The organism is Thioalkalivibrio sp. AKL12 (genome assembly GCF_000377925.1).
Lineage (GTDB): Bacteria > Pseudomonadota > Gammaproteobacteria > Ectothiorhodospirales > Ectothiorhodospiraceae > Thioalkalivibrio > Thioalkalivibrio versutus.
Genome location: NZ_KB898891.1, coordinates 192,926 through 207,057 on the forward strand (window position 1 = coordinate 192,926; position 14,132 = coordinate 207,057).

The following is a 14,132-nucleotide window of genomic DNA, read 5'->3' on the forward strand; positions in this document are numbered from 1 at the left end:
CTGGAACAGGACCGGGGCGAGGGCTACCGCATCCACCGCTGACCTTCCGCGGACGCAGGGATGAGCCGCTACTGAACGCGCGCCCATGTGCGAATTCCGCCGCGCCTCTCTAAAGTAAGCGACCTACCCAGCCCCGGACTCCCCCATGCGCGGTCATTCCAGCGTGCACGACGCGCCCGACGAGGCGATCAACTGGCGCATCGTTCGCTCCCTGTTCCCCTATCTCGCGGAGTTCCGCGGGCGGCTGTTCCTCGCCCTCGGGCTGATGGGCCTGGCCAAGCTCGCGACCGTGCTGGTCCCGCTGGCACTGAAATACATCGTCGATCACTTCGAGGATTCCGGCACCGACGCGCTGGTGACAGTACCGGTGGCACTGGTGGTGGCCTACGGCCTGTTGCGCTTTGGCGGCACCCTGTTCGGGGAGTTGCGCGACGCGGTCTTCGTGCGGGTGGCCGAGCGCGCCATGCGGCGGGCGGCCCTGCGCGTGTTCGAACATCTGCATCGGCTGGAGCTGAGCTTTCATCTGGCGCGCGAGACCGGCGGCCTGGCCCGGGACATCGAGCGCGGCACCAGCGGTATCAGCTTCCTGCTGCGCTTCATGGTATTCAACATCCTGCCGACCATCATCGAGATCGCGATGGTCGCGGTCATCCTGCTGATCGCGGTGGGCCCGGTATTCACCCTGACGGTGATCATCGCGGTGGCGGCCTACATCGCCTGGTCGGTGTGGATTACCGAGTGGCGTACCCGCTTCGTGCGCGAGGCCAACCAGCGTGACAACGAGTCCAACACCCGCGCGATCGACAGCCTGCTGAACTACGAGACGGTGAAGTACTTCGGCAACGAGGGCTTCGAGGCCCGGCGCTACGACGAGGGCCTGGCCACCTGGGAACAGGCGCGCACCAAGAACGTCCTGTCGCTGGTGCTGCTGAACTCGGGGCAGGCCCTGATCATCGCCGGCGCGATCACCGTGATGATGCTGCTGGCCGCCAGCCGTGTGGCCTCGGGGCAGATGTCGCTGGGCGACCTGGTCATGGTCAACGCCTACATGATCCAGCTGTTCATGCCGCTGAACTTCCTTGGCTTCGTCTATCGCGAGATCCGCCAGTCGCTGGCGAACATCGAGCGCCTGTTCGGGCTGCTGGAGAAGCCCGTGCAGGTCGAGGACCGGCCGGACGCACCGGATCTCGAGGTCACCAGCGGGCAGGTGCGCTTCGAACAGGTCGCCTTCCACTACCAGCCGGAACGGCCGATCCTCGCCGACGTATCGCTCGAGATCCCCGCCGGGCACAAGCTCGCGGTGGTCGGGCCCAGCGGGGCCGGCAAGTCCACGCTCGCGCGTTTGCTGTTCCGCTTCTTTGACGTGACCGACGGGCGCATCACCATCGACGGACAGGACATCCGCGAGGTGACCCAGCAGAGCCTGCGCCGCGCGATCGGCGTGGTCCCGCAGGACACCGTGCTGTTCAACTCCAGCATTCGCTACAACATCGCCTACGGCGACCCGGAAGCGTCCGAAGAGGCGATCTTGCGCGCGGTACACCTGGCGCACCTGGACGATTTCATCGAACGCCTGCCCGACGGTCTGGACACGGTGGTCGGCGAACGCGGGCTCAAGGTCTCCGGCGGCGAGAAACAGCGCATCGCCATCGCCCGCATGCTGCTGAAGGACCCGCCGATCCTGGTATTCGACGAGGCCACCTCGTCACTGGACTCGGGCTCGGAGAAGGCCATCCTGCAGGCCCTGAACGAGGTCTCGGCGCGGCGCACCACGCTGGTCATTGCCCACCGCCTGTCCACCGTGAAGGACGCCGAGCAGATCGTGGTGCTGGACCAGGGCCGCGTGGTCGAACGCGGCACCCATCGCGAACTCCTCGCCAGGAACGGCGCCTACGCCCGCCTGTGGCAACACCAGCAGGAACACGAACCCACCACCGCCAACGCAAGCCCGAACGCCGGGGACTAAACCCTTGTTCACCACGGAGGGGACAGAGAAAACAGCGAAGTGGAAGTGGAAGTGAGATACGGGTATTGATTGCAGCCTGGGTTACTGCCGGTTAACCGCCGCTGCTGCGTGCGCTTGGCGGCACCCCGCACCCTTGACGGATCACGCACATCAGAGCCTTTCGAATTTCTCCTTGTCCTCCGTGCTGAATACGCCCTTGAATTCCTCCATTTCTTCGTGCGCTTCGTGGTGAACCGAGAAGTGAATCAGTCCGGGTCGACGCGGCCGCGCAGGGCCTTCTTGCGGCCGCGCTGGGTCTTGCCCTCCAGGCGGCGCAGCTTGGATGCGCGGGTCGGCCGCGTGGCCTTGCGCGCCTTGATCGGGCGGCCCGCCTCGCGCAGCAGCTCCGCCAGGCGTTCGAGCGCGTCCTCGCGATTGGCCTCCTGGGTACGGTACTGCTGCGCCTTGATGACGATCACGCCCTCCTTGCTGATGCGCTGATCGCGGCGGCGCAGCAGGCGTTCCTTGTAGACATCGGGCAGGCCGGAGGCGCGGATATCGAAGCGCAGGTGAATGGCCGAAGCGACCTTGTTGACGTTCTGGCCGCCAGCCCCCTGGGCACGGATCGGAATCAGCTCGATCTCGTGCTCGGGGACGCTCACGCTGTTGGAGATTTGCAGCATCGCGGGATCAGCGAAACTCGCCGCCACGGATCCGGCCGTCGTCGTCCAGATCGGCGAAGAACCGACTGTGATCGGTGCGGTATTCCTGGGTCACGATGTCGCCGGGCAGCACCAGCATCACGTCGGGGTAGACGCGCCCGAATTCCGCGGGTGTCGGGCGGCTCTCGAGAAAATGCAGGAACGGGTTCATCTGCTCGACCGTGCCCGGACGCGGCTCGGGCCCGTCACCCCGGGTCTCGGTCTTGTGCACCGAACAGGCACCAACGCCCAGCGCCAGCACTACAACCACCAGGGCCGGGGTCCATCGGAAATTCAACGCCATGCAAACCTCCTGCGCAGGCCAGATGCAACGTCATTGCGAGGCGCCGAAGGCGCCGCGGCACCCTCCAGAAGCTCGCACCCCAGCTAGATCCGATAGCCCACGGGAGATTGCTTCGTCGCTTCGCTCCTCGCAATGACGGGCCAATGTCCCGCGCGCCGAGGGAGTAGTTAGGAGCGCGGAGGTTACTCCGTCGGCTGGCCGTGCTCGCGGGTCGACTGGAAGCGGATCTCCGGCCACTTCTCCTGCGCCATCTGCAGGTTGACCCGGGTCGGGGCGATATAGACCAGATCGCCGCCGTGGTCGATGGCCAGGTTGGTCGCCGCCTTCTCCTTGAACTCGTCGAATTTCTTCGGATCATCGCTTTCGACCCAGCGCGCCGTCTGGACGTTCACGTTCTCGAACTGTGCCTCCACCTTGTACTCGGTGCGCAGGCGTTCGGCGACCACCTCGAACTGCAGCACGCCGACCGCCCCCAGGATCAGGTCGTTGTTGGTCAACGGGCGATAGAGCTGGGTCGCACCCTCCTCGCACAGCTCCTGCAGCCCCTTGGCGAGCTGCTTCATCTTCAGCGGGTCCTTCAACTGCGCGCGGCGGAACAGCTCCGGGGCGAAGTTCGGCACACCGGTGAAGGTCAGGTCCTCGCCCTGGGTGAAGGTATCCCCGATGCGGATGGTGCCGTGGTTGTGGATACCGATGATGTCGCCGGGATAGGCCGTCTCCACATGCTCGCGGTCGGAGGCCAGGAAGGTCAGCGCATCCGGGATCTTCACGTCGCGCCCGATGCGCACGTGGCGCAGCTTGGCGCCCTTGTCGAAGGTGCCCGAGCAGATGCGCATGAAGGCGATGCGGTCACGGTGGTTCGGGTCCATGTTCGCCTGGATCTTGAACACGAAGCCGGTGAACTTCTCCTCGGTCGGCTCTACCTTGCGCGAGTGGGTCGGGCGCGGCAACGGGCCCGGAGCATACTCGACGAAGTCATCCAGCAGCTCCTCGATCCCGAAGTTGTTGATCGCCGAGCCAAAGAACACCGGGGTCTGCGCACCGCTCAGGTAGGCCTCCGGGTCAAATGCGTGCGAGGCGCCCTGCACCAGCTCCAGTTCCTCGCGCAGCTCCCCGGCCTGCGGCCCCAGCACCTCGTCCAGGCGCGGGTTGTCCAGGCCCTCGATGATTTCGCCGGTGGACTTCTTGCCACCCTCTTCGGGGTCGTACAGATGCACCGCGTCGCGGCGGAGGTGATAGACGCCACGGAAGCGCTTTCCCGAGCCGATCGGCCAGGTGATCGGGGCGCACTGGATCTTCAGCACCTCCTCGACCTCGTCCAGCAACTCGATCGGATCGCGGCCCTCGCGGTCCATCTTGTTCACAAAGGTCATGATCGGCGTATCGCGCAGCCGGCAGACCTCCATCAGCTTGATGGTCCGTTCCTCGACACCCTTGGCGGCGTCGATCACCATCAGCGCGGAGTCCACCGCGGTCAGCGTGCGATAGGTGTCCTCGGAGAAATCTGCGTGTCCCGGGGTGTCCAGCAGGTTCACCATGCGGCCCTTGTACGGGTACTGCATGACGGAAGAGGTGACCGAGATGCCACGCGATTTCTCCATCTCCATCCAGTCGGAGGTGGCATGGCGCGCTGACTTGCGCCCCTTGACCGTACCGGCGAGCTGGATCGCGCCGCCGTACAGCAGGAGCTTTTCGGTCATGGTGGTCTTGCCGGCGTCCGGGTGCGAAATGATCGCGAAGGTCCGGCGTCGGCGGGTTTCCTCGATAAAGGACATGAATACGGGCCGCTTGAATCAAGCCCGTCAGTTTAACGCGAAAGCGCGGGTCCGGTTCATCTTTCCGGGTGCCCAACATGCAAACGGCCCCGAAAAACGGGGCCGTTTGCATGGGTTCCGGCGCTGCCCGATCAGCGCGCCGAGGCCGCCTGAAGCGCGGCGTTCTGTTCCTTGAGGCGCCCCTGGGCAGTCACCAGGTCACGGTTGTTCATGCGGGTCTCCAGCGAGGCCAGGCGTTCCCGGTCGTCCGCCATGCTGTACCAGACATGTGCCTGCACCAGATCACGTTCGACCCCGCGACCGTTCTGGTGCAGGCGACCCAGCCCGATCTGGGCATGCCGGTAGCCCTGCTCCGCTGCAGCGGTATACCAGCGCGCGGCGGCGGCCGGATCACGCGAGGTGCCCTGACCATTCTCGTGCATCAACCCCACATAATACTGCGCGGCAGGCAGTCCCTGATCGGCCGCTTTGCCCAACCACTCGAGTGCGGCGGTCGGATCCTGCTCGCCATTGGCCAGATGGCTGCCCAGCCAGTACTGGGCATCGGCATGACCCAGTTCCGCCGCGCGGGAGTAGTGTTCGTGACTGCGTTCGGCGTCGGCCGAGGTGCCCTTGCCGGTCGCGAAGAGGTAACCCAGATAGTAATGCGCACTGGCGTGGTCGGCATCCGCAGCGCGAGCAAACCAGCGCAGGGCCTGATCGTAATCCACCGCCGTGCCGCGCCCGGCGTAGTTCGCCATGCCCACGTCGAACATCGCCGCCGTATTGCCCTTCTGTGCGTTGCTTTCACGGATCTCGTACCAGACTTCCAGCAGCTCCTGCTGGCGCTCGGCCTCGTCATAGCCGAAGGCCTGCTGGGCATGGGCAAGCCCTCCGGTAGCCAGGAGCGGCAGCGCCAGGGGGAGCGAAACAAACAATGCACGTAGGGATCGGGACATGGGTTACCTCATCCGGAGTCGGGGCCAATACCGAGTTCGATCATAGACCCGGGGGGTGACCGTCACAACGCGGAGGTCCCGGGACGAGAACCCAAGGCGGCAAAACCCGACCGGGTTACGGATTTTGCACCCGACGCTGTGACTGACTTCACACTCCGGCGCCGAACCGACACCTCATGCCCCGGCGGGTGCGGCGCAGCGACGCGTCAGCACCCAGGCATCCTCGCGGCCACTGGGGAGCGGGTAATAGCGCGGACGGGTACCGATATGCTCAAAGCCCTCGGAGCGGTAGAGCTGCACCGCCGCCACATTGGATGGGCGCACCTCGAGGAACAACGCCTCTGCATCCTGACTGCACACATAGTCAAACAGGCGACGGACCATGAAACGGCCAAGCCCGTTGCCCTGCCAGCGCGGGTCCACCGTAAGGTTGAGCAGGTGGGCCTCGCCGGCGGCCACCGTCAGCACACTATGCCCCACCTGGCGACCATCCACCGCCAGCACCCAGCAGTCGTAACCCACCCGAAGACAGTCCTCGAAGATGCGGGCGGTCCAGGGGTACGCATAGGCCTCGCGCTCCACGCGCATCACGCCTTCCACATCCGCCACCTGCATGCGGCGCAACTCGGGCTGGACGCGGGGTTCGGCACTCATGACGCAGGCTTCTCCAGCAGCAGTGAAGGAAAGGACGGGGCGAGGTGTCGTTGGTTCGGAACCCGGCGACTCGGCCAAGGCTCCCAATCCCTCAATCAGTGAGCGGTTTTGACAGACAGGTCCGGGCGCGCTGCAGGTCCTTCCAGGCACGCGCCTTGTCGCCCGGCTTTCGCAGCAGGTAGGCCGGATGGTAGGTCACGACCAGAGGAACGCCCTGGTAGCGCTGCTCCGTGCCACGCAGCCGACCGAGCGGCTCGTCCGTCGCCAGCAAGGCGTGGGCCGCTACACGCCCCAGCACCACAATGACCTCTGGCTGGATCAGTTCGATCTGGCGATCGAGAAACCCGCGGCAGGCCGCGGACTCCTGGGGTTTCGGGTCGCGGTTCCCGGGCGGGCGGCACTTCAACACGTTGGCGATAAACACGTCGCGGCTCCGGTCCAGGCCCAGCGCCCGCAGCATGTTGTCCAGTAGCTGCCCCGCACGACCCACGAAGGGCTCGCCACGGCGGTCCTCTTCCGCACCCGGGGCCTCGCCGACGAACAGCCAGCGCGCGCGCGGGTCGCCCACCCCGAACACGGTCTGCGTGCGTTCGCGGGCCAGCTCGGCGCAGGCATGGCAGCCACGCACCCGCGCCTCCAGGGCCTCCCAGTCCAGGGTATCGACCGCGGCGTCCGGCGCCCCGGCATCCACGACCTCGGCGTGCTCGCCCGCCACAAGGGCGGATTCCGCCGGTGGCGCCGCGGCCTCGGTCTTGTCCTCCAGCGCAATGCGCGAGCGCCACACCGGAATGCCCATGTCCGCGAGGATGCGGCGCTGGCGCACCGACAGCGACACGCGGTTACTCCCCCGACGGCGCCCGGCGACGATGCCGGCGCCAGCGCTCCAGGGTCAGCAACGGTCCGGACAGGGCATAGATGACGAAGGCCGCCAGCAGGACCTTGGGCGGATCCAGGGCCAGCAGCATCAGCGCCAGCACCACCCCGACAATCGCCAGGAAAGGCACCCGATGCTTGAAGTCCATGTCCTTGAAGCTGAAGTAGGTCAGGTTGCTGACCATCGCCGCCCCGGCGAGCACGGTGACCACCAGGATGCCCACCAGATAGGGGTCGGCCAGCTCCGCCGGGATACCCCAGTCCTCCAGCACCCAGACCATGCCCACCAGGATCGCGGCGCTGGCGGGGCTTGGCAGCCCCTGGAAAAAGCGCTTGTCGCTGACCGCGAGCCGGCTGTTGAAGCGCGCCAGGCGCAGGGCCGCGGCGGTGGCAAAGAAGAACGCCGCCACCCAGCCGAAGTTGCCGAGGTCGTGCAGTTGCCAGAGGTAGACCACCAGCGCCGGGGCCACACCGAAGGACACCAGATCCGACAGCGAGTCGTACTGCGCGCCGAACTCGCTCTGGGTATCGGTCATGCGCGCGACGCGCCCATCCAGGGTGTCCAGCACCATGGCCACGAAGATCGCGATGGCGGCGGTGATGTATTCGCCATTGATTGCGGACACGATGGCGAAGAATCCGGAGAACAGCACCCCCGTGGTGAACAGGTTGGGCAGCAGATACACCCCGCGCCGGCGCCGGCGATGGGGCGGCTGGTCGTCGGCGACGGTATCCTCGCCCTCGATGTAGTCCGGCTCGGGATCCGTCCGCCGGTCGCCTTCGTCCCCTCCACTCATTGCAGCACCTCCGCCGCGCTCTCGTCGTCCCCGGTCGCCTCGGATTCGGGTAACCCGCCGAGCAACGCCGAACCCGCCAGGACCCGTTGACCCGGCTCGACCATCACCTGCGCGCCGACCGGCAGCCAGACCTCGAAGGTACCACCAAAGCCGGCGAACCCCATGCGCTTGCCGCGTCCCAGGCGGTTGCCGGGGACGTTGTTCTGCATGCGCACCATGCGGGGCCAGTGATCGACGCTGAGTGCCAGGGTCAGCCGGGTGCCCTCGTCGGTCTCCAGCGCATAGGCCAGACGCCCCTCCAGCTGGGCATCCGGCACCTCGTCGGTCTCCTTGCCGGGCCAGACCCGTTCGCGAATCTCGGCCTCCTGCGGGGCGTGCACGTTGTATTCGCCCAGGCGGCGCTGACGCAGGCGGATGCAGACCGCCGGCTTTTTCGTAAACGGATCCCGGGTCTCGGTAATCGACTCGATCGTGCCATCGGCCGGGGCGATCACGCCCAGGGCCGGTGCCGGGGCTTTGCGCCGCACGTTCCGGAACAGCCCCATCAGGGCCACGGTGAGGATCACCATGAACAGGCCCAGCTCCGCCTCCCCGACCAGCAGCGTAATCACCGTCATCCACGCGGCGATGATGACGAACAGACGGCCTTCGGGAGCTAGCGGAAACAGCATCGGGTGCTCGAGAGAGAGGACGCCCTGCGACAGACCGGAATGTCCATCGCAGGGCCTCGCATCAGTTGCGGGACTTGTCGACCAGCTGGTTGGCCGTGATCCACGGCATCATGGAGCGCAGACGCTCGCCGACCTGCTCGATCTCGTGGGCGGCGTTCAGGCGTCGGTTGGCGGTCATCGACGGGTAGTTCATCGCGCCTTCCAGGATGAACTGCTTGGCGTACTCGCCATTCTGGATGTTGCGCAGCGCCTCGCGCATGGCCCAGCGCGACTCTTCGTTGATCACCTTCGGGCCGGTCACGTACTCGCCGTACTCGGCATTGTTGGAGATCGAGTAGTTCATGTTGGCGATGCCGCCCTCGTACATCAGGTCGACGATCAGCTTGAGCTCGTGCAGGCACTCGAAGTAGGCCATCTCCGGTGCATACCCCGCCTCGGTCAGGGTCTCGAAGCCCGCCTTGACCAGTTCCACGGCACCCCCACACAGCACGGCCTGCTCGCCGAACAGGTCGGTTTCGGTCTCGTCCTTGAAGCTGGTCTCGATGATGCCAGTACGCCCGCCGCCGATCGCCGAGGCGTAGGACATGGCGATGTCGCGCGCCTTGCCGGAGGCGTCCTGCTGGATGGCGATCAGGTCGGGGATGCCGCCGCCACGCACGAACTCGGAACGCACGGTGTGGCCCGGGGCCTTGGGCGCGATCATGATCACGTCCAGGTCCTTGCGCGGCTCGATCTGGTTGTAGTGGATCGCGAAGCCGTGGGCGAAGGCCAGGGTCGCGCCCTGCTTCAGGTTCGGCTCCAGCACATCGCGGTACAGCGCGGCCTGGTACTCGTCCGGGGCCAGCACCATGATCAGGTCGGCGCCGGCGGTCGCGGCATCGACATCGGCCACCGTCAGGCCGGCCTCTTCGGCCTTGGCGCGCGAGCTGGAGCCTTCGCGCAGGCCGACGGTCACGTCCACGCCGGAGTCCTTCAGGTTGTTCGCATGGGCGTGGCCCTGCGAACCGTAGCCGATGATGGCCACCTTCATGCCCTTGATGATGGAGAGGTCGGCGTCTTTGTCGTAATAGAGATTCATCGCAATTTCCTTGATATCAGCCCCAAGCGGGGCCCATGGCAAACAAACGGGCCCGGCCCCCGCAACCGGGGGCCGGGCCCGGGGATTCAGATTTGCAGGGCGACGTCGCCCCGGGCGATGCCCATCACGCCGGAGCGCACGACCTCCAGGACGGTAAACGCGTCGAGGGCCACGAGGAAGGCGTCCAGCTTGGAGCCCTCGCCGGTGATCTCGATCACGTAGCTGTCGTGGGCCACGTCGATGATCCGGCCGCGGAAGATATCCGCCAGGCGTTTGACCTCCTCGCGCTCGGCGGCCTCCGGCACACGCACCTTGACCAGCGCCATCTCGCGCTCGATGTGCGGATAGGCGGTCATGTCCAGCAGCTTGATCACGTCGATCAGCTTGTTCAGCTGCTTGGTGATCTGCTCGACGATTTCGTCGGAACCGCTGGTGACGATGGTCATGCGCGACAGCGACGGGTCGTCGGTCGGCGCGACAGTCAGTGATTCGATGTTGTAACCACGCGCGGAGAACAGTCCGGCCACCCGCGAGAGGGCACCGGATTCGTTTTCCAGCAGGACACTAATGATATGACGCATACGGCTCTTCCCTGTACCCGGCTCAGACCAGGATCATTTCGTTCTGGCCGGCACCGGCCGGGATCATCGGATACACGTTCTCGGACTGGTCGGTAATGAAGTCCATGAACACCAGGCGGTCCTTCTGCGCCAGGGCCTCCTTGATCGCACCCTCGACGTCGCCCGGCTGGGTGATCTGGATACCGACGTGGCCATAGGCCTCGGCCAGCTTCACGAAGTCCGGCAGCGCATCCATGTAGGACATGGCGTAGCGGCCCTGATAGAAGAACTCCTGCCACTGCCGGACCATGCCCAGGTAGCGGTTGTTCAGGTTCAGGATCTTCAGCGGCAGCTGGTACTGGAAGCAGGTCGACAGCTCCTGGATACACATCTGGATGCTGGCCTCGCCGGTAATGCAGCCCACCGTCGCCTCCGGATGCGCGAACTGCACGCCCATCGCAAACGGCAGACCCACGCCCATCGTGCCCAGGCCACCGGAGTTGATCCAGCGATTGGGCTTGTCGAAACCATAGAACTGCGCCGCCCACATCTGGTGCTGACCGACATCGGAGGTCACGTAGGCATCGCCCTCGGTCAGTTCCCAGAACTTCTGCACCACGTACTGCGGCTTGATCAGCCCGGAGGTCTGGTCGTACTTCAGGCAGTCCTGCGCCTGCCATTCCGCGATCTGTTTCCACCAGGTGGCCAGGGCCTCGGCGTCCGGCTTGCCGCCGGCCTCGTTCAGGCCCTTGATCAGTTCGCGCAGCACCGGCTCTACCTCGCCGACGATCGGCACGTCCACCTTCACGTTCTTGGAGATGGAGGACGGATCGACATCCACGTGCACGATCTTCGCATGCGGACAGAACTTCTCGATGTTGCCGGTCACGCGGTCATCGAAGCGCGCGCCAATGGCGATCAGCACATCCGCGTGGTGCATGGCCATGTTGGCCTCGTAGGTGCCGTGCATGCCCAGCATGCCCAGGAACTGCTTGTCCGACGCCGGATAGCCACCCAGCCCCATCAGGGTGTTGGTGATCGGATAGCCCAGCTGGCGGGTGAACTCGGTCAGGGCCTCGGAGCCACGCCCCAGGATCACGCCGCCGCCGGTGTAGATCATCGGCTGCTTGGCCGACAGGATCAGGTCCACCGCCTTGCGGATCTGGCCGGTATGCCCCTTCGTGGTCGGGTTGTAGGAGCGCATGTGGATGCTCTCCGGGTACTCGAACACGCAGGTATCGGCGGTCACGTCCTTCGGGATATCGACCACCACCGGGCCGGGACGCCCGGTGGTCGCCACGTAGAAGGCCTTCTTGATCGTGGACGCCAGGTCCTTCACGTCCTTGACCAGGAAGTTGTGCTTCACGCAGGGACGCGTGATCCCCACGGTATCCACTTCCTGGAAGGCGTCGTTGCCGATCATGCTGGTCGGCACCTGGCCGGTGAACACCACCAGCGGCACCGAATCCATGTAGGCATCGGCAATCCCGGTAATCGCGTTGGTCGCGCCGGGGCCCGAGGTGACCAGGGCCACGCCCGGCTTGTCGGAGGACTTGGCATAGCCCTCGGCCGCGTGCACCGCACCCTGCTCGTGGCGCACCAGCACATGGGAGACCTTGTCCTGCCGGTACAGCGCATCATAGATGTGCAGTACCGCACCACCGGGATACCCGAATACGACTTCGACGCCCTCGGCCTGGAGGCTGCGACAGAAGATTTCGGCGCCGGTGATGGCGGTGGCGGAGCTTGCGGACTCGGACATGGTGGTCGACTTCCTTACCGGGGGCTTGTGCACGATCGTCGGGCGATCACGCACCACAAATCAAAATAGCCCACCATTCTAATATGAAATCGCCCCCATTTCACGCCATAAAGCGGATGGGCACGCGACAGACGTCGCGAGGAGCCAGCGATGTAGCCACCTGCAAACGGGGCTGGCTGACCCCGCCGGCCTGCCGGTCCCGCGAGATTGCCACGGCCCCTGGCGGGGCCTCGCAATGACGGGGTTGCGAGCACCGTCATCGCGAGGAGCGCAGCGACGTGGCGATCTTTTTGGGCGGCCCCGACGTCAAACCGAGCGGGCGCGGCAAGGTCAGCTGTGCTCGCCCCCGGCCTGCGCGGTGGGCAGCTCGGCGAAATGCTCGCGGGCCCGCGCCACCAGCTGCGGTGGCAGGCCGTTCTTCTCGGCGATGGTCAACCCGAAGGAGACCCCCGGCTCGCCGATCAGCAACCGATAGGTGGGCGAGAGGGTCTCCGCGTCGAACTGCATCGAGGCATTCACGATGCCCGCATGCTGCGCCGCGTAGTCCTTCAGCGGTGCCAGATGGGTATTCACAATCCCGCGCGTACCGCGGGTGCGCAGCTCGTCCAGCATCGCCATGGCGAGGGCTGCACCTTCGTCGGGGTCGGTACCGGTACCCAGCTCGTCCAGCAGGATCAGGCTTTCGGAGCCAGCATGGTCGAGGATCCGCTTGAGCACCTCCACATGCCCGGCGAAGGTCGACAGATGGTGAAACAGGCTCTGGTGATCACCGACATCGACCATGACCCGATCAAAACGACCGATGCGACAGTCCTGCTCGGCCGGGATATGCAGCCCGCACCAGGCCATGGTGACCAGCAGGCCCAGGGTCTTCAGCGCGACCGTCTTGCCGCCGGTGTTCGGGCCGGTAATCAGCAACAGCGGCTGCTCGCCATCCAGCCGGATCGACAGGGGAACCGGCTGCGGGCCGTTCCCCTCGGCGAACTGCAACAGCAGCAGCGGGTGGTAGGCCTCGATCAGCTCCACGCCGGCCTCGGGCTCCAGCCTCGGGGCATGGGCATTCATCTGCGCCGAAAGCTGTGCGGCGGCCGAGGCCAGATCAATCCAGGTCAGCGCGGTCAGCATCAGGTCCAACGGCTCGCCATGCTGACGCACCCCATCGGTCAGCTCGCGCAACAGACGCTGCTGTTCGGTGTTGATCTGACTGTTGACCGTATCGATCTGGTTGTTCAACGGGACCGCCTCGATCGGCTCCACGATCTGGTCGCGCCCACCCATCGCGGTGCCCCGACGCACACCCTTGACCGCCCCGGCCGCGTCGCCGCGCAGCACCATGACTGCGCGCTCCTGGTGCCACTGCACCTTCAACGCATCCTCGCCCTTCTGCGCAAGATCGGAGTCCGCCAGGCGCTTTTTCACCACCGCCTCGACCTCGTCACGCAGCCGCCCGCGCTGCCCGAAGGCCTCGACCAGCTCCGCGCTGGCGTCTTCGCGCAGCGAGCCGCCGGGGTTCAGGCAGGCAGCCAGGCGCTCTTCCAGTGCCTCGGGTGGGTACAGCTTGTTCAGATCCGCCGGATAGATCTCCGGGGTGTCGGCCAACTGATCCGCCAGTTCACGGGCCTGGCGCATGATGACCTGGAGATTGTGCAGGGCCTGTACCGGCAAGGCCGAACCGGGGTTGGCCGCCTGGCGCAGCGCGGCACGCACATCCGGCAACTGGCCCAGCCGCGGCAGCGTGCCGGCATCCAGACGCTGGCGTGCGACGGTCACCGCCTTTTGCAGCGCCCGCGCCGCATCCAGATTCGGCGCCGGTTCCAGCCCGCGCGCGGCGTCGGCGCCATAGGGCGTGGCAGTCAGGCGCTCCAGCAGACGCTGGATCGCGGGGAATTCGAGGGCCTTCAGATCAACCTGCATGGGCTCGGACCTTGTGGATTTCGATTCAATACGGAACAAATTCGAAGTCGCCCGTCATTGCGAGGAGCGCAGCGACGAAGCAATCTCCTGAAGCTTGCAGCGCGCCCGCAATCCAGAATCCGGTGGTTCCGGACGGAGGTTGCTTCGTCGCTGCGCTCCT

The 14,132-nt window shown here is 65.8% G+C and carries 13 protein-coding genes; 1 reads left to right on the top strand and 12 read right to left on the bottom strand.

Going from position 1 to position 14,132, the window contains the following annotated elements:
* Positions 1-145: 145 nt before the first annotated feature.
* Positions 146-1,966 (top strand): ABC transporter ATP-binding protein/permease, encoded by a 1,821-nt coding sequence (locus tag D579_RS0103410; protein WP_018951124.1) that lies wholly within the window; start codon positions 146-148, stop codon positions 1,964-1,966.
* 245 nt (positions 1,967-2,211) lie between these two features.
* Here the strand turns inward: D579_RS0103410 and arfB are convergent, their stop codons facing one another.
* From arfB to D579_RS0103470, 12 genes are all read right to left on the bottom strand, one after another.
* Positions 2,212-2,628 carry an alternative ribosome rescue aminoacyl-tRNA hydrolase ArfB gene (gene arfB / locus D579_RS0103415; protein ID WP_018143971.1) on the bottom strand — a complete coding sequence of 139 codons (417 nt, stop codon included), beginning with the start codon at positions 2,626-2,628 and terminating at the stop codon, positions 2,212-2,214.
* 7 nt (positions 2,629-2,635) lie between these two features.
* Positions 2,636-2,950, bottom strand: a complete 315-nt coding sequence (locus tag D579_RS0103420; protein ID WP_018951125.1) for a hypothetical protein — start codon at positions 2,948-2,950, stop codon at positions 2,636-2,638.
* Between the two features lie 182 nt (positions 2,951-3,132).
* Complete coding sequence (locus tag D579_RS0103425) at positions 3,133-4,725, bottom strand: peptide chain release factor 3 (protein ID WP_018143973.1); 1,593 nt, start codon at positions 4,723-4,725, stop codon at positions 3,133-3,135.
* Between the two features lie 131 nt (positions 4,726-4,856).
* Positions 4,857-5,663 carry a tetratricopeptide repeat protein gene (locus D579_RS0103430; RefSeq protein WP_038050166.1) on the bottom strand — a complete coding sequence of 269 codons (807 nt, stop codon included), beginning with the start codon at positions 5,661-5,663 and terminating at the stop codon, positions 4,857-4,859.
* 174 nt (positions 5,664-5,837) lie between these two features.
* Positions 5,838-6,317, bottom strand: a complete 480-nt coding sequence (rimI, locus tag D579_RS0103435; RefSeq protein WP_018938867.1) for a ribosomal protein S18-alanine N-acetyltransferase — start codon at positions 6,315-6,317, stop codon at positions 5,838-5,840.
* Between the two features lie 91 nt (positions 6,318-6,408).
* Positions 6,409-7,152: a uracil-DNA glycosylase family protein gene (locus D579_RS0103440; RefSeq protein ID WP_018951127.1), complete on the bottom strand. Its 744-nt coding sequence runs from the start codon at positions 7,150-7,152 to the stop codon at positions 6,409-6,411.
* 4 nt (positions 7,153-7,156) lie between these two features.
* Positions 7,157-7,987 carry a CDP-diacylglycerol--serine O-phosphatidyltransferase gene (gene pssA / locus D579_RS0103445; protein ID WP_018951128.1) on the bottom strand — a complete coding sequence of 277 codons (831 nt, stop codon included), beginning with the start codon at positions 7,985-7,987 and terminating at the stop codon, positions 7,157-7,159.
* Positions 7,984-8,658 (bottom strand): phosphatidylserine decarboxylase, encoded by a 675-nt coding sequence (locus D579_RS0103450; protein WP_018938865.1) that lies wholly within the window; start codon positions 8,656-8,658, stop codon positions 7,984-7,986. The genes pssA and D579_RS0103450 overlap by 4 nt, the downstream gene beginning before the upstream one ends.
* Positions 8,659-8,719: 61 nt before the next feature.
* Positions 8,720-9,736: a ketol-acid reductoisomerase gene (ilvC, locus tag D579_RS0103455; RefSeq protein ID WP_018168432.1), complete on the bottom strand. Its 1,017-nt coding sequence runs from the start codon at positions 9,734-9,736 to the stop codon at positions 8,720-8,722.
* Positions 9,737-9,822: 86 nt separating this feature from the next.
* Positions 9,823-10,317, bottom strand: coding sequence for an acetolactate synthase small subunit (gene ilvN, locus D579_RS0103460; protein WP_018143980.1), 495 nt, complete (start codon positions 10,315-10,317; stop codon positions 9,823-9,825).
* 22 nt (positions 10,318-10,339) lie between these two features.
* Complete coding sequence (gene ilvB / locus D579_RS0103465) at positions 10,340-12,058, bottom strand: biosynthetic-type acetolactate synthase large subunit (protein ID WP_018938863.1); 1,719 nt, start codon at positions 12,056-12,058, stop codon at positions 10,340-10,342.
* A 330-nt stretch (positions 12,059-12,388) separates the two neighbouring features.
* A complete protein-coding gene (locus D579_RS0103470; RefSeq protein ID WP_018951129.1) occupies positions 12,389-13,972 on the bottom strand; it encodes a DNA mismatch repair protein MutS in 1,584 nt (527 codons plus the stop codon).
* Between the last annotated feature and the right edge of the window lie 160 nt (positions 13,973-14,132).

What these genes read in the sequence shown, in the direction of transcription:
- D579_RS0103425 (WP_018143973.1), bottom strand. Translation starts at nt 4,725, where the DNA reads ATGTCCTTTATCGAGGAAACCCGCCGACGCCGGACCTTCGCGATCATT.
- rimI (WP_018938867.1), bottom strand. Translation starts at nt 6,317, where the DNA reads ATGAGTGCCGAACCCCGCGTCCAGCCCGAGTTGCGCCGCATGCAGGTG.
- pssA (WP_018951128.1), bottom strand. Translation starts at nt 7,987, where the DNA reads ATGAGTGGAGGGGACGAAGGCGACCGGCGGACGGATCCCGAGCCGGAC.
- D579_RS0103450 (WP_018938865.1), bottom strand. Translation starts at nt 8,658, where the DNA reads ATGCTGTTTCCGCTAGCTCCCGAAGGCCGTCTGTTCGTCATCATCGCC.
- arfB (WP_018143971.1), bottom strand. Translation starts at nt 2,628, where the DNA reads ATGCTGCAAATCTCCAACAGCGTGAGCGTCCCCGAGCACGAGATCGAG.
- D579_RS0103420 (WP_018951125.1), bottom strand. Translation starts at nt 2,950, where the DNA reads ATGGCGTTGAATTTCCGATGGACCCCGGCCCTGGTGGTTGTAGTGCTG.
- D579_RS0103410 (WP_018951124.1), top strand. Translation starts at nt 146, where the DNA reads ATGCGCGGTCATTCCAGCGTGCACGACGCGCCCGACGAGGCGATCAAC.
- ilvB (WP_018938863.1), bottom strand. Translation starts at nt 12,058, where the DNA reads ATGTCCGAGTCCGCAAGCTCCGCCACCGCCATCACCGGCGCCGAAATC.
- ilvN (WP_018143980.1), bottom strand. Translation starts at nt 10,317, where the DNA reads ATGCGTCATATCATTAGTGTCCTGCTGGAAAACGAATCCGGTGCCCTC.
- ilvC (WP_018168432.1), bottom strand. Translation starts at nt 9,736, where the DNA reads ATGAATCTCTATTACGACAAAGACGCCGACCTCTCCATCATCAAGGGC.
- D579_RS0103470 (WP_018951129.1), bottom strand. Translation starts at nt 13,972, where the DNA reads ATGCAGGTTGATCTGAAGGCCCTCGAATTCCCCGCGATCCAGCGTCTG.
- D579_RS0103430 (WP_038050166.1), bottom strand. Translation starts at nt 5,663, where the DNA reads ATGTCCCGATCCCTACGTGCATTGTTTGTTTCGCTCCCCCTGGCGCTG.